19 protein-coding genes are annotated in these 17,612 nt (G+C 62.5%); 12 read left to right on the top strand and 7 right to left on the bottom strand.

Annotation, left to right across the window (positions count from 1 at the left end; all coding sequences use genetic code 11):
- Positions 1 to 6: 6 nt before the first annotated feature.
- Positions 7 to 1,170 carry an alpha/beta hydrolase gene (locus tag FJW10_RS01685; protein ID WP_140897899.1) on the bottom strand — a complete coding sequence of 388 codons (1,164 nt, stop codon included), beginning with the start codon at positions 1,168 to 1,170 and terminating at the stop codon, positions 7 to 9.
- Positions 1,171 to 1,276: 106 nt separating this feature from the next.
- Complete coding sequence (locus tag FJW10_RS01680; protein ID WP_140897898.1) at positions 1,277 to 2,353, bottom strand: alpha/beta hydrolase; 1,077 nt, start codon at positions 2,351 to 2,353, stop codon at positions 1,277 to 1,279.
- 233 nt (positions 2,354 to 2,586) lie between these two features.
- Between FJW10_RS01680 and ilvA the strand changes: the two genes are divergently transcribed.
- Together ilvA and FJW10_RS01670 are read left to right on the top strand one after the other, a co-directional pair.
- On the top strand, positions 2,587 to 3,843 hold the full coding sequence (gene ilvA / locus FJW10_RS01675; protein WP_140897897.1) for a threonine ammonia-lyase IlvA: 1,257 nt from the start codon (positions 2,587 to 2,589) through the stop codon (positions 3,841 to 3,843).
- The gene (locus tag FJW10_RS01670; RefSeq protein WP_140897895.1) at positions 3,840 to 4,400 is read left to right on the top strand and encodes a DUF1697 domain-containing protein; all 561 of its coding nucleotides are present in this window, start codon (positions 3,840 to 3,842) and stop codon (positions 4,398 to 4,400) included. Before ilvA ends, FJW10_RS01670 begins: the two co-directional genes overlap by 4 nt.
- 86 nt (positions 4,401 to 4,486) lie before the next feature.
- Here FJW10_RS01670 and FJW10_RS01665 read toward each other — a convergent pair whose 3' ends face one another.
- Both FJW10_RS01665 and gloA read right to left on the bottom strand, forming a co-directional pair.
- Positions 4,487 to 4,774, bottom strand: coding sequence for a DUF2218 domain-containing protein (locus tag FJW10_RS01665; RefSeq protein WP_140830483.1), 288 nt, complete (start codon positions 4,772 to 4,774; stop codon positions 4,487 to 4,489).
- 122 nt (positions 4,775 to 4,896) lie between these two features.
- Positions 4,897 to 5,337, bottom strand: coding sequence for a lactoylglutathione lyase (gene gloA, locus FJW10_RS01660; RefSeq protein WP_140830481.1), 441 nt, complete (start codon positions 5,335 to 5,337; stop codon positions 4,897 to 4,899).
- Between the two features lie 258 nt (positions 5,338 to 5,595).
- Between gloA and FJW10_RS01655 the strand changes: the two genes are divergently transcribed.
- The 4 genes from FJW10_RS01655 to FJW10_RS01640 all read left to right on the top strand — a co-directional run bounded on the left by FJW10_RS01655 (position 5,596) and on the right by FJW10_RS01640 (position 8,105).
- Positions 5,596 to 6,189: a cold-shock protein gene (locus FJW10_RS01655; protein WP_140898234.1), complete on the top strand. Its 594-nt coding sequence runs from the start codon at positions 5,596 to 5,598 to the stop codon at positions 6,187 to 6,189.
- 114 nt (positions 6,190 to 6,303) lie between these two features.
- Positions 6,304 to 6,798: a DUF192 domain-containing protein gene (locus FJW10_RS01650; RefSeq protein ID WP_140897893.1), complete on the top strand. Its 495-nt coding sequence runs from the start codon at positions 6,304 to 6,306 to the stop codon at positions 6,796 to 6,798.
- 16 nt (positions 6,799 to 6,814) lie between these two features.
- Positions 6,815 to 7,582: an alpha/beta hydrolase gene (locus FJW10_RS01645; protein ID WP_140897891.1), complete on the top strand. Its 768-nt coding sequence runs from the start codon at positions 6,815 to 6,817 to the stop codon at positions 7,580 to 7,582.
- Positions 7,583 to 7,604: 22 nt separating this feature from the next.
- Complete coding sequence (locus FJW10_RS01640; RefSeq protein WP_140897889.1) at positions 7,605 to 8,105, top strand: GNAT family N-acetyltransferase; 501 nt, start codon at positions 7,605 to 7,607, stop codon at positions 8,103 to 8,105.
- A gap of 34 nt (positions 8,106 to 8,139) precedes the next feature.
- Here FJW10_RS01640 and speB read toward each other — a convergent pair whose 3' ends face one another.
- Both speB and FJW10_RS01630 read right to left on the bottom strand, forming a co-directional pair.
- A complete protein-coding gene (speB, locus tag FJW10_RS01635; protein WP_140897887.1) occupies positions 8,140 to 9,105 on the bottom strand; it encodes an agmatinase in 966 nt (321 codons plus the stop codon).
- Between the two features lie 94 nt (positions 9,106 to 9,199).
- Positions 9,200 to 9,805 (bottom strand): hypothetical protein, encoded by a 606-nt coding sequence (locus FJW10_RS01630; protein WP_140897885.1) that lies wholly within the window; start codon positions 9,803 to 9,805, stop codon positions 9,200 to 9,202.
- 121 nt (positions 9,806 to 9,926) lie between these two features.
- Between FJW10_RS01630 and cysE the strand changes: the two genes are divergently transcribed.
- Together cysE and FJW10_RS01620 are read left to right on the top strand one after the other, a co-directional pair.
- On the top strand, positions 9,927 to 10,775 hold the full coding sequence (gene cysE, locus FJW10_RS01625; protein WP_140897883.1) for a serine O-acetyltransferase: 849 nt from the start codon (positions 9,927 to 9,929) through the stop codon (positions 10,773 to 10,775).
- 150 nt (positions 10,776 to 10,925) lie between these two features.
- On the top strand, positions 10,926 to 11,129 hold the full coding sequence (locus FJW10_RS01620; protein WP_027166457.1) for a DUF3126 family protein: 204 nt from the start codon (positions 10,926 to 10,928) through the stop codon (positions 11,127 to 11,129).
- Positions 11,130 to 11,277: 148 nt separating this feature from the next.
- Here FJW10_RS01620 and FJW10_RS01615 read toward each other — a convergent pair whose 3' ends face one another.
- Positions 11,278 to 11,865, bottom strand: coding sequence for a hypothetical protein (locus tag FJW10_RS01615; RefSeq protein ID WP_140897881.1), 588 nt, complete (start codon positions 11,863 to 11,865; stop codon positions 11,278 to 11,280).
- Between the two features lie 343 nt (positions 11,866 to 12,208).
- On the opposite strand from FJW10_RS01615, the gene clpP reads away from it, so the two are divergent.
- The 4 genes from clpP (at position 12,209) to hupB (ending at position 17,566) form a co-directional block, all read left to right on the top strand.
- Positions 12,209 to 12,844, top strand: coding sequence for an ATP-dependent Clp endopeptidase proteolytic subunit ClpP (clpP, locus tag FJW10_RS01610; RefSeq protein WP_140646123.1), 636 nt, complete (start codon positions 12,209 to 12,211; stop codon positions 12,842 to 12,844).
- A 291-nt stretch (positions 12,845 to 13,135) separates the two neighbouring features.
- Positions 13,136 to 14,410 (top strand): ATP-dependent Clp protease ATP-binding subunit ClpX, encoded by a 1,275-nt coding sequence (gene clpX, locus FJW10_RS01605; RefSeq protein WP_140830469.1) that lies wholly within the window; start codon positions 13,136 to 13,138, stop codon positions 14,408 to 14,410.
- 275 nt (positions 14,411 to 14,685) lie between these two features.
- A complete protein-coding gene (gene lon, locus FJW10_RS01600; protein WP_140646121.1) occupies positions 14,686 to 17,097 on the top strand; it encodes an endopeptidase La in 2,412 nt (803 codons plus the stop codon).
- A gap of 196 nt (positions 17,098 to 17,293) precedes the next feature.
- Complete coding sequence (hupB, locus tag FJW10_RS01595; protein ID WP_027166452.1) at positions 17,294 to 17,566, top strand: DNA-binding protein HupB; 273 nt, start codon at positions 17,294 to 17,296, stop codon at positions 17,564 to 17,566.
- Positions 17,567 to 17,612 lie beyond the last annotated feature (46 nt).

The following is a 17,612-nucleotide window of genomic DNA, read 5'->3' as shown; positions in this document are numbered from 1 at the left end:
GGCAAGTCATCCGCCCGTGGCGATGGTCAGCACCTTGAATGGCGTGGTGATGACGACCTCGGCGACCGAGCCGACCGCCTTGCCGAGGCCCTGGCCGATATTGTTGAGCTGCGCCGGGTCGGGTTCGTCGGAAGCAAGCCCGGCCGGCGTGCGCAGCCGGTTGCCCAGCAATTGCACCAGGATCGGGTTGTCGGCGAATTTGGCATGGTTCAGGCCGCCGTCGCCGCCCTTGGCCTGGGTCAGGTCGACGACCGTCACGCCATAATTGACGAGATCGGCCGCGTTGCCGTAGTCGCCGACGCGCGGCTTGTCGCCGGAGATGAAGCTCGACAGCTTCAGCGCCCGGTCGTCGCCCGAAAGCAGGATGGCAAAGGGCTTGTCGGGCTTGCCGTAGCGGATCATCTGCTTCTTGAAGACATCGACGTCGATGTCGGGCGAGGCGAGGATGACGTAGCCGAGCTTGCCACTGAGATCGCGGTCGCCGGTGATGGCGAGCTGGCGCAGCGCCTCCATCGTCAGCCAGGTGCCCATCGAATGGGCGATGATGTCGATGCTCTTGACCTTCGTCTTGGCAAGCATCCGCAGCGTCGCCTCGAGGTCATCGCGCGCGGCGGTCGAACTGTCCTTGTCGTAGATGTAGCCGGTCGCCTTGGCGCTCGACGCCCATGAGAACAGCACCGGCGTACCCGGATATTTGGTGTCGTGCGCGATCTGCGTCAGCCGATAGATGCCGTCGTCAAAACCGTTGTTGAAGCCGTGCACGAACACCAGGGCGCGGTCACCGCGCATGGAAATGTCGGCGCCGACCGCCTTGGCGAATTGCTGCGCATCGCCATAGTGGACGACGTCGGTGGCGGTGAACTGCTTGGCCGGGTTAGAGTCGGCCGAGCCCTTGGCGCGCTCGATCGCGCCGACCTGATGGATCTTCGGCACGGTGACGTCGACGCGGGCATAGAGGGTGGTCAGCGAACGGTCGCCGTCGAAGACCTGGCGCGGATCCTTGGTCGCCTGCTGGCGGGTCGTGGCGACGAAGATCTCGTGCTTGGCGGCGATGTCGGAGGCAGGCGCCGCAACCGCCTTGCGGTTGAGCAGGTCATGCGTGGGACCGGCGCAGCCGGCGAGGGCGAGCGTGAAGGCAAGGCCGACAACGATCTTCACATGCACAGTCACCCGGGATCCCCCAAGGGCGGCAACCTCTCTTGCTACTCCGATAAAGCCAGAAAGCGGCCGGGTCCAGTTCAAAGTCCCTGCGGGCACGGAACCCGCACCGATACGGTTACTGCGCAGCCAACTGACGGATGCGGTCCGTCACATCACGATCGCTGGCAAAGCCGTCGTCCTCGCGCAGCCGCTGTCCGATCATCTGCACCATCATCGGATTGTCGGCGAATTTGGTGTGGTTGAAGCTGTCAGCGCCCTTGATCTTGGAAAGGTCGACCACTGTGACGCCATAGGAGGCGAGGTCGGCGGCATCCCGATAATCGCCGACGCGCGGCCGCGAGCCGGCGATCAGGCCGGAGAGCCTCAGCGCCCGATCGTCGTCCGACAGGAGCAGGATGAAGGGCTTGTCCGGCTTGCCGTAGCGGCGCATCTGGCTCTTGAAGACGTCGACATCGATGTCGGGCGAGGCGAGCACGACGTCGCCGAGCTTGCCGCTGAGATCGCGGTCGCCGGTGATGGCGAGTTGGCGCAGCGTCTCCATCGTCACCCAGGTTCCCATCGAGTGGGCGACGATGTCGATGCGCCGGGCGCCGGTCTGCGCCAGCATCCGCAACGTCACTTCCAACTGGTCGCGGGCGGCGGCGGCGCTTTCCTTGTCATAGACATAATCGGTGGTCTTGGCGCCGGAAGCCCAGGAGAACAGCACCGGCGTGCCCGGATAGCCGGAATCGTGGACGATCTGGGTCAGTCGGTAGACGGCGTCGTCGAAGCCCGTGTTGTAGCCGTGGACGAAAACCATGACGCGGCCGCCACGGGCGTCGATGTCGGCGTTGAGGGCGCTGGCGAATTTCGGCTGCGTGTCGTAGCCGACGACTTCGGAGGCCATGAAATACTTCGTCGGGTCGTTCGACTTGCCGCGCGAACGGCGTTCGATCTGGCCGGTCTGGTGAATGGGGGGAACGGTGACGTTGACACGCGCATAGTTGAGCGTCGCCGAGCGTTCGCCGTCAAAAACCTTGTTCGGGTCGTCGGAGCGCTTGCGGGTCGTGGCGATGAAGATCGAGTGGTTGCCGGCGATCTCGGTCGCCGTCGTCGGCACGACGACGCTGCCCAGGATTTCCTGCGTCTGGTGGCCCGCGCAGCCTGCTATCAGCAGGGCAAAGGCAATGATCAGAATTGTCTTCAACCGCACGTCGACACTTTCACTGGCAATTCCATTCCGGCCACGATCGGCCGTCCACCTCCGCGAAAACCTCCCGGACAGCCGAAGTGCGGCTAAAGTAAGTCGCGTCCAGCGGAAATTGGCCCAGCGTCGGGCGACGGCCATCGCACTGTTGCGCGAAAGCCAAAACGGCGGCAGGAAGATTGCCGGCACGGGTCACGGCCATTCTGCCGCGTGCCGGCTGCCGAAACGAGGGACCTTCAGTGAACAGCTTTTCCGCCCGCGTAGCCGTGGCCGCCGAAGCGATCCGCGGAATCTTCCCGGAAACGCCGCTGCAGGAGAACGACTATCTGTCGAAGAAGACAGGCGCCCGCGTCCTTTTGAAGCGCGAGGACCTGACGCCGGTGCGTTCCTACAAGATCAGGGGCGCCTTCAACTTCTTCCGCAAGGCGCTCGCCGCTGGCAACAATGCCGAACTGTTCGTTTGCGCCTCGGCAGGCAATCACGCCCAGGGCTTTGCCTTCGTCTGCCGCCATTTCGGCAAGAAGGGCGTCGTGTTCATGCCGGTGACGACGCCGCAGCAGAAGATCGACAAGACGCGGCTGTTCGGCGGCGATTTCGTCGAAATCAGGCTGGTCGGCGACTTCTTCGATGATTGCTATCGCGCCGCCTTCGAATTCACGGAGGCCGCCGGCGCGCATATGGTGCCGCCCTTCGACCACAAGGACATCATCGAGGGCCAGGCGACGGTTGCCTATGAGATCGCGGCCCAGATGCCGGGCGCCCGCGTGCCCGACATCGTCATGCTGCCCGTGGGCGGCGGTGGCCTTGCCGCCGGTGTGACGCATTATTTCGCCGACCAGCATCGCGACCCGCGCTTTGTGTTCTGCGAGCCGGCGGGCGCGCCGAGCCTGCGCGAGAGCCTTGCCGGCGGCAAGCGGGTCAAGCTCGCCAAGGTCGACAATTTCGTCGACGGCGCCGCGGTGGCTGAGATCGGCCGCGAGCCGTTGCGCCATCTCAAGGACTTCACTGCCGATGCCGTCCGCCTGGTCCCGGAGAACCGGCTCTGCGCCACCATGATCGAAATGCTCAATGTCGAGGGCGTCGTGCTGGAGCCGGCCGGCGCGCTGGCGATCGATGCGCTGAAAGATTTCTCCCGCAAGGAAATCAGGGGCAAGACCATCGTCGCGGTGGTCTCCGGCGGCAATTTCGATTTCGAGCGGCTGCCGGACGTAAAGGAGAGGGCGCTGCGCTTCGAGGGGCTGAAGAAGTATTTCATCATCCGCTTCCCGCAACGGCCGGGCGCGCTGCGCGATTTCCTCGAAATGCTCGGCCCCGACGACGATATCGCCCGCTTCGAGTATCTGAAGAAGTCGGCGCGCAATTTCGGTTCGGTGCTGATCGGCATCGAGACCAAGGACCGGCGCAATTTCGACCTGCTGAAAGCCAATTTCGACGCCGAGGGCGTGCAATATCAGGACATCACCGACAACGAGACGCTGGCGGGGTTCATCATATGAGCGCAAAAACAAGCACGGTCTTCGTAGCGCTGTTTTCAGGCATCAATGTCGGCGGCAACCGCATCGTCAAGATGACGGAGCTCAAGGCCTTCTTCGAAAGCCTCGGCTTCGCCGACGTCGCGACCTATGTGCAGAGCGGCAATGTCGTGTTCCGGGCGAAGAAGGAGCATGCGGCGACGCTGACCAGGGAGATCGAGGCGGCCTTCGAGAAGAAATGGGGCTTTGATTCGCGCATCATGGTGCGCGATGCCGGCTGGTTCGAGCGGCTGGTGAAGGACAATCCCTATCCCGAGGTCGCCGGCGAACCGACCAAGCTTCATGCCTATGCGTTGGAGCGCGAGCCGACCGCCGAGGAGACGAAGCGGCTCGCCGACAAATGCACCGGCCCTGAGCGCTTCGAAATCAAAGGCGACGTGCTTTACCTGCATGCGCCGGACGGGCTCGGCAAATCGGTCTTCGCCAATCTCATCCCGCGCACGCTGAAGGTGCCGGGCACGGCACGCAACTGGCGCAGTGTGATGGCGCTGCTGGAAATGGCCGGCAAGGCCGGCGCCTGACTAATCACAGTACGCAATCCCTGACGGAAGGCTACGGCGAAGTCGCCGAGCCTAACCGCGGACCGCTTCCCTGGAATTGCCCGGGACTAAGCGGCCTTCTGCCAGTCGAAGCTCAATTCCTCGCGGAAGGCGAAGCGCTTGATGTGGTCGGCGACCACGCTCTCCAGCCGCTCCAGCGAGGCTGCGTCGTCGGCGGCCAGAGCGATGTGCAGCGCCTGATCGTCGGCATCCATCACGGTGCGGCCGATCGAGAGCTGGATGGCGCCATGCCGCGGGTCGAACTCGACAGGGAATTTGTGCGACCAGTGCTTGCAGAGCTGCTGCAGGTAACGGCTTGCGTGCTCGGTGGCGACATCGGCGCGGCTTGTCGGCATGAGATTCTCCTGGCGGATGAAGAAACGCCAGCCTGGATAAGGCTGGCGCCAATGGCAGATAGATAGGCACCGCCTGGCCAAACGCCAGCGGCGCTGGTCAAATCGGCGTCGATCGCCGGCCTTTACCAGACGCCCGTGTTCGCCATCGAGGCCCATGGCTCGGCCTTGGCCTTGGCGGGGCCTTTCTGCAGCAGCTCGATCGAGATGCCGTCCGGCGAGCGTATGAAGGCCATGTTGCCGTCGCGCGGCGGACGATTGATGGTCACGCCATTGTCCATCAGCTTCTGGCAGGTGGCGTAGATGTCGTCGACCTCATAGGCGAGGTGGCCGAAATTGCGGCCGCCCTTGTAGTCTTCCGGGTCCCAATTGTAGGTCAGCTCGATCAGCGGCGCCTTCTCGTCGATGCCGCGCTGCTCGTCTTCGGGCGCGGCGAGGAAGATCAGCGTGTAGCGGCCCTGCTCGTTTTCGTAACGGCGCACCTCCTTCAGGCCGAGCTTGTTGCAGTAGAAATCGATCGATTGGTCGATATCGGCGACGCGGACCATTGTATGCAGATAGCGCATGGCGGCTTCCTCGGCTGCTGGGGTTGCGGGCACCATAAGGGCCGTCCGGGGAAAGGGCAATCATCCGACAAATGCGGCGGCAGGATCGATTTTCGGATCTCGCTTTCGACTTCGGGAAGCGCCGGCAAACAACATTTCAACCTTTCCAGTGCTGAACCGTGAAAAAAGGCACGTCAGCCCTTGCACACCCCGGAAGCCGCAGTGTTAATCTCTTGGCAAGAATCAGTTGCGGTTCAGTTGGAAAAAGGGGGCATTCTTATGGGGGAAAAAGCCTCTTTTACGAGGCGGGACGGAAGCCTTGACGACGCCTTGCAGCGGGACAATGGCGGCGACCCCGCCGAGCTTGTCGAAATCGCCGGCGCTATCAAATGGTTCGACGTGGCCAAGGGCTACGGCTTCATTCTTCCGGACGACGGCATCTCGGGCGATATCCTCCTCCATGTGACTTGTCTTCGAAGGGACGGCTTCCAGACGGCGCTTGAGGGCGCGCGCGTCGTTTGCCTGGTCAAACAGGGCGAGCGCGGCTTGCAGGCTTTCCGCGTCCTTTCCATGGATGCCTCGACGGCTGTCCACCCGGCAGAGCAGGAACAGCGCACCCACGTCACCGTCAACCCGGAGAGCGGCCTCGAGCGGGCCTTGGTCAAGTGGTTCAATCGCACCAAGGGTTTCGGCTTCCTGACGAGGGGCGAGGAGACAGAAGATATCTTCGTCCACATGGAGACGCTGCGGCGCTACGGCATAACCGAGCTCCGGCCCGGGCAGGTCGTGCTCGTCCGCTTCGGACGCGGCGACAAAGGCCTTATGGCCGCCGAAATCCACCCCGATATGGGCACCTTGTCGGTCTCGCACTGAGGGTTTCTCGACGCAGTCGAAAAGTCCCTTTGCCACGGCGTGACCATCTTGTCCGAAAACCGGTTCCACTTGTCCGGATCATGGTTTAGGACGAGCGTCTGGACGAGGTAACCCATGGCTCATCGCAATTGGCTGACCGCGGGCGTATTCTGCGCCGCGATCGTTTTCGCCGCCTGTTTCATCGCTGCGAAGCCTAGTTCGGCGGATGCGATGCTGCTGCCGATCGACCGGACCCCGCTTGTGGTGTCGACCGGTTCGGGCGAGCGTTCCTTCTCTATCGAGATCGCCGACACCTCCTCCGAACGCGAGGCGGGACTGATGTTTCGCCGGACCATGGCAGACGATCACGGCATGTTGTTCGTCTTCGAAAGAACGGATGAGGTCGACTTCTGGATGAAGAACACGCCGATGGCACTCGACCTCATCTTCATCGGCCAGGACGGCAGGATCAAAGCCATCAAGCGCGGCGAGCCCGAATCCGAAGCGATCATCTCGCCGGGACAACCCGTGCGCTTCGTGCTTGAACTCAAGGCCGGCACAGCCGCCCGGGATGGCATCAAGGAAGGCGATCTGTTGCGCCACCCGGCTATCGGCACTGGCGCCAACTGAAAAAGCAAATCTGCCGATGCAGTTCTTTTCGCATGACGGTTTCGAACTCGCCTATCTCGATCGCCAGCCGGCCTCGGGGCAGGGCGACCCCGTGCTGATGATCCACGGCTTTGCCTCCAGCCACTATGTCAACTGGGTATCGCCGGGCTGGTTCAAGACGCTGAACGACGCCGGCTACCGGGCGATTGCCTTCGACCACAGAGGCCATGGCTCGTCGTCGAAGAGCTATCACGAGGCCGATTACACGCCGGCCAAGATGGCGTCCGATGCGGCCGCGCTGCTTGATAATCTCGGTATCGAGCGCGCGCATGTCATGGGCTATTCGATGGGCGCGCGCGTCTCGGCTTTCATGGCGCTCTCCGATCCGGAGAAGGTGGCGACGCTGGTGTTCGGCGGTTTGGGCATCGGCATGGTCGACGGCGTCGGCGACTGGGACCCGATCGCGGCCGCCCTGCTGGCGGAAGACCCCTCCCAGACCACGCATCCGCGCGGCCGCGCGTTCCGCGCCTTCGCCGACCAGACGCGCAGCGATCGTCGCGCGCTTGCTGCATGTATCGCCAAGTCGCGCGAGCTGTTGAGCGAGGACGACATGGCGCGCATTGCCCAGCCGACCCTGATCGCGATCGGCACGAAGGACGATATCGGCGGTTCGCCGGACGAACTTGCGGCGCTGATGCCGAACGCAAGGGCCTTTCACATCGAGGGCCGCGACCACATGCTCGCCGTCGGCGACAAGAGCTTCAAGCAGCGCGTGCTCGAGTTCTACGCCGAAAACCCGCTCTAAGCGCGGCGCTCCTCGGCTCACAATGGTCGATCTGCTCGTCACCTACATGGAGATGCCGGCGCCGCCTCAGGGCGCTCCGCTTGCGTCACCTTCGCCCGTCGCGATCGTGGCGCGCGAGAGCCTCGGTCTTTCCAGCTATCTCGATCTCTACCGCGCGGTCGGAGGGCCGGTGCAATGGGACCAGCGTCTGCGCATGCCGGAAGCGGAACTCGAAACGCTGCTCGCCGATGACGCCACGCATATCCATGTGCTGCGCGTCGATGGCGAAGCCGCAGGCTTCTGCGAATTCAACAATGTCGGCGAAGCGGCTATCGAGCTCGTTCATTTCGGACTGGTCCCGGCTTTTCAAGGAAAGCGATTGGGGCCGTTCCTGCTCGACCGGGCGTTGCGCTCGGCGTGGTCGCACGGGCCGCAAAGGCTTTGGCTTCACACCGATACGTATGATCATCCGGCGGCCCAGTCGGTTTACGGGCGCGCGGGGTTCAGAGGCTACGCCGAGAGGATCGAGACCTTTCCGGATTAGCCGGAAGGCGCTGCGCGCCTTTCCCGCAATCGCCCTAGCCGCGCGCGCTCCTGTCGGCGAGGGATCTCGCCATCACGCACAGCAGCTCGAACATCATCGTCGCGCCGGCCAGCGCCGTCATGCCGCCAACGTCAAAGGGAGGCGCGACCTCGACGACATCGGCGCCGACGAAATTCAATCCGTCCAGCAATCGAACCATCTCCTGCGCCTCGCGCGTCGTGAAGCCGCCGAGTTCCGGCGTACCGGTACCGGGGGCCATGGACGGATCGATGCAATCGATGTCGAACGTCACATAGGTCGGGCTGTCGCCGACAAGATCGCGCGCTTCCTGCATCACGGAAGCGGCGCCGCGTCTGACGAACTCTTCCATATAGACGATGCGCACGCCCCGTGACGTTGCCCATTCATGCTCGCCGGGCTCGTAGATCGAGCCTCTGATGCCGATCTGGACAACCCGCTTGGGGTCGAGCAGCCCTTCCTCGATCGCGCGGCGGAAAGGCGTTCCGTGCGTATAGGGATTGTCGCCGAAGTAGCGATCGTTGGTGTCGGAATGCGCGTCGAAGTGAACCATGCCAACAGGCGCCTTGCGGGCCACGGCGCGCAGCACCGGCAGCGTCGTCAGGTGATCGCCGCCGGCGGCTAGCGGCAGGGCGCCGACCGCCACGATCGCGGCAATGCCGTCCTCGATGCGCTTCAACCCGTCCAGCAGGTTGATAGGATTGACCGACAGATCGCCCACGTCGGCGACATTGGCGATGCTGAACGGTTCTGTTCCCGAGACGTGGTGGACGCGACGCATCAGGCTCGACTGGTTCCTGATTTCGCGTGGGCCGTGGCGGGCCCCGGCCCGGTTGGTCGTGCCGCCATCCCATGGAATCCCGACAAGGGCGATGTCCAGCCCTTTCGCGGTCGGTACGGCCGGCAGCCGCATGAAGGTGGAAAGCCCGGCAAATCGCGGCACCTGCGCGGCATCGACGGGTTGGTGGAAGCTGTTTTCCATGCTGGCGGCCATTCCGGAGCGGTTCACGTTCCATAGTGATCGCAGGGCCTGGAATTCAGGCATAGGGGCAAAGCCCAGCGAGGGTATGGGCCTATCAGCGCCGCTCTTGCAGGGCTTGCAGTGAACGGCCGAGATTTTCCCTGGCCTGCGCCTCGAACCGATCCCGGAACTCGGTCGTATAGAAAATATGCGGCCGGGCGACGAAGCTCTTCAGGACGCCCGCGCGGCACGCGCGCCACATCGGTTCCTCTACCCAGCCATATTCCGACCGGACCGCCCTCTCGTAAGCATCGAACACCGCCGGTTCGGCGCCGAGGATGGCCAGATCCATGTCGAGCAGAAAAGCCGCATCGTTGAGCGCGTCCTCGTTGCGGAAAGGCGGCAACTGGTGGGTGGCGGTGGCGTTGATCATGGCCGCGATGCGAGCGAGGCGATGGGAGTTGGCGCGTCCGGCGAGCCTTTTCTCGGCCAGTTCGGCGCTTTTTGCCTCATTATCCTTGGCGCGGCTGTCATAGATGGCATCGTGGAACCAGATCGCCGCTTCGACGGCCTCCGGGTCATCAAGAAGGTGCCGGTATTCGCCTGCCAGCGCCAGCATCGCTTCGATGTGAGCCAAGCCGTGATAGTGGCGATCCGCAGCCTGGTAGAGCGCTGCAAGCTCGCTTTTCAGCGCTTCGTCGATCAAGGGTTCGTTTTCCATCGTCGCTTGAATCTGGGTGAACCATGTCCATTTGACAAAGCACTAAGGAAAATTGAGTTCAACCGTGGTATGATCTAGCCTATATGTGCCGCCGCAGAATGAGTAAGGCCGGAGAGCGTCGATGAACAGCGTTACGATTGCCCGTCCCAGCATGGTGCAGCCGGTCGATCCGATCTGGCGGTCGATCCGCGACGAGGCGATGGAGGCCGTGAACCGCGATCCGCTGCTCGCGGCCTTCCTCTATTCGACCATCCTCAACCAGGAGAGCCTGGAAGAAGCGGTGATCCACCGGCTTGCCGAACGGCTGGCGCATCAGGACATCGGTTCCGATCTCATCCGCCAGACCTTCAAGGCGATGCTGGACGACGATCCGGAGTGGAGCACGACGGTTCGCGTCGACATCCAGGCCTATTACGACCGCGATCCGGCCTGCGACCGCTTCATCATGCCGGTTCTCTATTTCAAGGGCTTTCACGCGATCCAGACGCACCGGCTGGCGCATTGGCTGTGGAACCAGGGCCGCAGGGACTTCGCGCTCTACCTGCAGAGCCGTTCGTCCTCGGTTTTCCAGACCGACATCAATCCGGCCGCCCGCATCGGCAGGGGCATCTTCCTCGACCATGCCACGGGCCTGGTCGTCGGCCAGACGGCCGTCATCGAGGACGACGTGTCGATCCTGCACGGGGTGACGCTGGGCGGCACCGGCAAGGCCAATGGCGACCGTCATCCGAAGATCCGCCGCGGCGTGCTGATCGGCGCCGGCGCCAAGATTCTCGGTAATATCGAGGTCGGTCATTGCTCGAAGATCGCCGCTGGTTCGGTGGTGCTGTCGCCCGTGCCGCACAACAAGACGGTCGCCGGCGTGCCCGCCCGCGTCGTAGGGGAAACCGGCTGCGACCAGCCTTCACGGCAGATGGACCAGCTCCTGCCGTCGCAGAGCATGGACCACGTGGTCAGCTTCGACATCTGATTTCCGCCGTCGTCGGGAACCGCCGAAATCCGGCCGCCGGTTTTCGGCCGACTTGTCCTATGCAATTGTGCCAGCTTGCCTTTACATGGCCATTGTTGGCGTGTCAGAAGCGCCTTCCAACGCACAAGGCCGACATTTCGGAGAAGACTTTTGAAGCCTGACGAAATCAGAAAGCTGGACGCCTATTTCAAGCGCGTCTTCCAGAACCCCAAGCTGCAGGTCAAGGCGCGTCCGCGCAAGGAAGACTCGGCCGAGGTTTATGTCGGCGACGAGTTCCTCGGCATCGTCTTCAAGGACGAGGACGACGGCGACTACAATTTCTCGATGGCCATTCTCGACATCGACCTGGCCTAAGCCAGCAACAGCTCTGGCCGAGGCGCGGAACACCGCCCGGCCGGTTGCAGCCCACAAGTGAAATTCCGTCTAGGGCTTTGTTTGACGCATTTCTGAACGGAAAACCGCGAAGCACTTTTCCTGGAGAAGCACTTTTCCTGGAATTGCTCTAATCCTGGCAGTGCCGAGGGATATGCACCCGCCGCCAGCTGGTAGAACCTTCCCGCACCACCACCCGGCGCGCCACCGTCCCGTATGAAGGCGGGATTTCCCGGATGCGGACTTGTTGCGGCCGCACCAGCACTTCGTGGGCAACCGCTTCATATTCCGCCGGCTGAACGACGCGCCGGACGCGCTCCGGCTGGACCACGACCGTTTCGGCGACGCGCGCATAGCGGGCCTTGCGCCATACCTTGCACAGCACCTTGCGGCCGTGGATGACGCGCCACACCCAGGCATAACCGCCATCGTCGACCTTGACCGTGTGGTAGACCGTGCGTGTCACCGCCGGGACGGTCTCATAGGTGACGCGCGCCGGCGCGATCTGGTCCACGCTTTGGTAGGTGCCGTAGATCGGCGCGTCGTAATCGACCATCTGTCCGCCAGGGCTCACCACCACATCCTCGTAAACGGTGTCGTAGAGCGCCGGCCTGTGGATCGGCTCATAGCATTCAAGCGCGCGGTCGCCGGCGGCGGTTTCAGAGGCGGTGGCAAGCATCGCGACTGCCGCCAGCGATGCGGAGCTTTTGCGGATCATGACATTCCCCCGTTGAAAAAGGACGCCTTCACAACGCAGGACTGTAGCGGAAGCTCCGGGGGCGGACAGCGATTTCAAGGCTTTTCGTTAAGCGGCGCGGTTAAGGAATTGCTACCTTGCGAATGGCTTCGGTCGCAAAGCTGGACCGGGCTCACCTCTCGGGGCAAGCCGCCCGTGCTTTGCGGGCTTGCCGCGCTTTACTCGACTTAACCAGATGGCTAGGAGAGGCGGCCTTGCGCTAGGGTGAGCCTGCATCCTATTTAGGTCGTAACCGATCCAGAACGATTCCGCGCGATTGCCGATATACCGAGGCGCCGGAATCCATCTCCAACAAGGGTAGTCCATGAAGAACCCCGTTGAAACCTACATGAACCTCGTTCCGATGGTGGTCGAGCAGACCAATCGCGGCGAGCGTGCCTATGACATTTTCTCGCGCCTCTTGAAGGAACGCATCATCTTCATCACCGGTCCGGTCGAGGACGGGATGGCGACGCTGGTTTGTGCACAGCTTTTGTTCCTCGAGGCGGAAAACCCCAAGAAGGAAATAAACCTCTATATCAACTCGCCGGGCGGCGTCGTCACCTCGGGCATGGCGATCTACGACACCATGCAGTTCATCAAGCCGGCGGTGTCGACGCTCTGCATCGGCCAGGCCGCGTCGATGGGTTCGCTCCTCCTGACCGCCGGCCACAAGGACATGCGTTTTGCCACGCCGAACGCCCGGATCATGGTCCATCAGCCGTCCGGCGGCTTCCAGGGCCAGGCTTCGGACATCGAACGTCATGCGCAGGACATCATCAAGCTGAAGCGCCGCTTGAACGAGGTCTATGTCAAGCACACCGGCAAGAGCTATGACGAGATCGAGAAGACGCTCGACCGCGACCATTTCATGACCGCGGACGAGGCCAAGGACTTCGGTCTGATCGACAAGGTCATTTCCAGCCGCGAAGCCGTCGAGACTGCCACGGCTTCCGCCTGAGCATCGACGGCAAATGGCAGCATAACGCGGTTTTGGCGCGTCTTGCGGCATTTCGGCCACATTTGGCTGTTCCCTCAGGCGTCGGGATTGCCTACGTTAAGGCTATGTTGATTTTCGACGGCTTAGCTTTGCGTGGGGTTGCTGCGAATCATTGCCGCGTTTTGTGATTTGTGTTTCGTACGGAATGCGCTGTGTGAGCCGGGACACTGGCGGTGGCGGATTCCCGCGATAGATTGGTGAGACGTCACTCAAAGCCAGACCACCGGCGGGCGTTGGTGAAAGGACAGAAAAATGAGCAAGGTCGGCAACGGTGGCGGTGATTCAAAGAACACGCTTTACTGCTCGTTTTGCGGCAAGAGCCAGCACGAAGTCCGCAAGCTGATCGCCGGGCCGACGGTCTTCATCTGCGACGAGTGCGTCGAACTGTGCATGGACATCATCCGCGAGGAGAACAAGACCTCGATGGTGAAGTCGCGCGAAGGCGTGCCGACACCGCAGGAAATCCTCAAGGTCCTCGACGACTACGTCATCGGCCAGCCTTACGCCAAGCGCGTGCTGTCGGTGGCGGTTCACAACCACTACAAGCGCCTGGCGCATGCCGGCAAGAGCAACGACGTCGAACTGGCCAAGTCGAACATCCTGCTGATCGGCCCGACCGGCTGCGGCAAGACGCTGTTGGCGCAGACGCTCGCCCGCATCATCGACGTGCCGTTCACCATGGCCGACGCCACGACGCTGACCGAGGCCGGCTACGTCGGCGAGGACGTCGAGAACATCATCCTGAAGCTGTTGCAGTCGGCCGACTACAATGTCGAGCGGGCGCAGCGCGGCATCGTCTATATCGACGAGATCGACAAGATCTCGCGCAAATCGGACAATCCCTCGATCACCCGCGACGTGTCGGGCGAGGGCGTGCAGCAGGCGCTCTTGAAGATCATGGAAGGCACGGTGGCCTCGGTGCCGCCGCAGGGTGGCCGCAAGCATCCGCAGCAGGAATTCCTGCAGGTCGATACCGCCAACATCCTGTTCATCTGCGGCGGAGCCTTCGCGGGTCTCGACAAGATCATCTCGGACCGCGGCCGCAAGACCTCGATCGGTTTTGGCGCGACGGTGGCCTCGCCCGAGGATCGCCGCACCGGCGATCTGTTCCGCCAGGTCGAGCCCGAGGATCTGCTGAAATTCGGCCTGATCCCGGAATTCGTCGGTCGTCTGCCGGTCCTGGCGACGCTGGAAGACCTCGACGAGCCGGCGCTGATCCAGATCCTGACCGAGCCGAAGAACGCGCTGGTCAAGCAGTATCAGCGGCTGTTCGAGATGGAGAATGTCGATCTGACCTTCCACGAGAACGCGCTGTCGGCGATCGCCAAGCGCGCCATCGAGCGCAAGACCGGTGCCCGCGGCCTGCGCTCCATCATGGAAGCGATCCTGCTCGACACGATGTTCGAACTCCCGGCGCTGGAAGGCGTGCGCGAAGTGGTGATCTCGGAAGAGGTGGTGTCCGGCAACGCCCGGCCGCTCTACATCTATTCCGAGCAGAAGGAAAAGAAGGGCAATGTCAGCGCCTGAAATGGCGTTTGACCCCATAATTTTCATGGAACGGCGCCCGCGTGGCGCCGTTTTGCTGTGAAAGGCGGGAAGGCACGCAATGGAACGGGTCGAGCGACCGTGTTAACCCTTGATCTTTGCCCCGGCTGCATCCACCTAACAGCAGAAGGCCGAGGCGCCGAATTCTGTGCTGTAAAACTCCCGTCACAAACGGTGGTAGGCGGAACGACACTCGGTCGTTAATATGAGATTCGCGGTTGGCTAAAATAAGCAGCCGCGATATGAAAGGTTGGACAATGGCCAAGATATCCAAGGCTTCCGGCGACGGCGTTTTCGCAGTCCTCCCACTGCGCGATATCGTCGTGTTCCCGCATATGATCGTTCCGCTCTTCGTGGGCCGTGAAAAGTCGATCAAGGCGCTGGAAGAGGTGATGGGTCAGGAAAAGCAGATCCTGCTCGCCACCCAGATGAATGCAGCCGACGACGATCCTGAGCCCGATGCGATTTTCGACATCGGCACGCTCGCCAATGTGCTGCAGCTCTTGAAGCTGCCCGACGGCACCGTGAAGGTTCTGGTCGAGGGCGCCTCGCGCGCCAAGATCGTCTCGTTCACCGACCGCGCCGATTTCCACGAAGCCCGCGCTACCGCGCTCGCCGAACCGGAAGAGGAAGAGGTCGAGATCGAGGCGCTTGCCCGCTCGGTCGTCACCGACTTCGAGAATTACGTCAAGCTGAACAAGAAGATCTCGCCCGAAGTGGTGGGCGCCGCCAGCCAGATCGACGACTATTCCAAGCTCGCCGATACGGTTGCCTCGCATCTCGCCATCAAGATCCCCGAGAAGCAGGAGATGCTCGCCACGCTTTCCGTCAAGGAGCGTCTGGAGAAGGCGATGGGCTTCATGGAAGCCGAAATCTCCGTGCTCCAGGTGGAAAAGCGCATCCGTTCGCGCGTCAAGCGCCAGATGGAGAAGACGCAGCGCGAGTACTACCTCAACGAGCAGATGAAGGCGATCCAGAAGGAGCTCGGCGAGGGCGAGGACGGCCGCGACGAGGCCGCCGAGATCGAGGCGCGCATCAAGAAGACCAAGCTCTCCAAGGAGGCCCGCGAGAAGGCGGAAGCCGAATTGAAGAAGCTGCGCTCGATGTCGCCGATGTCGGCTGAATCGACGGTCGTGCGCAACTATCTCGACTGGCTGCTGTCGATCCCGTGGGGCAAGAACTCCAAGGTCAAGCAGGACCTCGCCTTCGCCCAGAACGTCCTCGACACGGACCATTTCGGCCTCGACAAGGTTAAGGAGCGCATCGTCGAGTATCTGGCCGTGCAGAGCCGGCAGAAGAAGCTGAAGGGGCCGATCCTGTGCCTCGTCGGCCCGCCCGGCGTCGGCAAGACCTCGCTCGGCAAGTCGATCGCCAAGGCCACCGGCCGCGAGTTCATCCGCATGGCGCTCGGCGGCGTGCGTGACGAGGCCGAGATCCGTGGCCACAGGCGGACCTATATCGGCTCGATGCCCGGCAAGGTCATCCAGTCGATGAAGAAAGCCAAGAAGTCCAACCCGCTCTTCCTGCTCGACGAGATCGACAAGATGGGCCAGGACTTCCGCGGCGATCCGTCTTCGGCTCTGCTCGAGGTGCTCGATCCCGAGCAGAACTCGACGTTCATGGATCATTACCTCGAGGTCGAATACGACCTGTCGAGCGTGATGTTCGTGACGACGGCGAACACACTGAACATCCCTGCGCCCCTGATGGACCGCATGGAGATCATCCGTATCGCCGGCTACACCGAGGACGAGAAGATCGAAATCGCCAAGCGTCACCTGATGCCCAAGGTGATCCGCGACCATGCCCTGCAGCCGAACGAATTCTCGGTCGGCGAGGACGCGATCCGCGGCATCATCCAGACCTACACGCGGGAAGCCGGCGTGCGCAGCCTGGAGCGCGAGCTGATGAAGCTCGGCCGCAAGGCGGTGACCGAGATCCTGCGGACGAAGAAGAAGACGGTGAAGATCACGGCGGACAACCTCGCCGATTATCTCGGCGTGCCGCGCTTCCGCTTCGGCCAGGTCGAGGCCGACGATCAGGTCGGCGTGGTCACGGGTCTTGCCTGGACGGAAGTCGGCGGCGAGCTGCTGACGGTCGAAGGCGTCATGATGCCCGGCAAGGGCCGCATGACGGTGACCGGCAATCTGCGCGACGTGATGAAGGAATCGATCTCGGCGGCGGCATCCTATGTCCGCTCCCGCGCTATCGATTTCGGCATCGAGCCGCCGCTGTTCGACAAGCGCGACATCCACGTGCACTTGCCGGAAGGCGCGACTCCGAAGGACGGCCCGTCCGCCGGCGCCGCGATGGCCACGGCCATCGTGTCGGTGCTGACGGGTATCCCGGTGCGGGCCGATGTGGCGATGACCGGCGAGATCACGCTGCGCGGCCGCATCCTGCCGATCGGCGGCCTGAAGGAGAAGCTGCTCGCGGCATTGCGCGGCGGTATCAAGAAGGTCCTGATCCCGGAAGAGAACGTCAAGGATCTGGCGGACATTCCGGACAATGTGAAGAACGGCATGGAGATCGTCCCGGTCTCGCGGGTCGGCGAGGTGCTCGCGCACGCGCTGACCAGGATGCCGGAGCCGATCGAGTGGGTCGAGCCGGTCAATGCACCGGCTCCGGTCGACAGCGGCGACGATGCCGGAAAGTCGCTTGCTCATTAGTACTTGCTAACATTGCAGCGCACAAAGAGAGAGCCGGGCCTTGAGCCCGGCTTTTTCATGTGAAAAAGCGACGAAAAAGTGGAAAAAAGCCCGGAATTCCGCGGTTTTCGGCTTGGGTTCCGGAACGCTTCTTTCTAAAGTCCGTTTCCTGCCGGATGAGTCGTAAGTTCCGGTTTTCTCATGGAAGGGAATTTTTATGAACAAGAACGAACTGGTGTCCGCCGTCGCCGACTCCGCAAGCATTTCGAAGGCTGATGCGCAGTCCGCCGTCGATGCGGTGTTCTCCGTGATTACCGGCGAACTGAAGAAGGGCGGCGATGTCCGGCTTGTCGGCTTCGGAAATTTCACCGTGTCAAAACGCGCTGCTTCGACCGGCCGCAACCCGCAGACCGGCGCGGAAGTGAAGATTCCGGCGCGCACCGTGCCGAAGTTCTCGGCCGGCAAGGGCCTCAAGGACGCGGTCAACTAAGACCTTTTCTTTTAAGAGCAGAAAAGCCGGGCTTGCCCGGCTTTTC

This window comes from Mesorhizobium sp. B4-1-1 (genome assembly GCF_006439375.1).
Taxonomy (GTDB): domain Bacteria; phylum Pseudomonadota; class Alphaproteobacteria; order Rhizobiales; family Rhizobiaceae; genus Mesorhizobium.
This window is presented reverse-complemented; position numbering and strand designations above follow the sequence as displayed.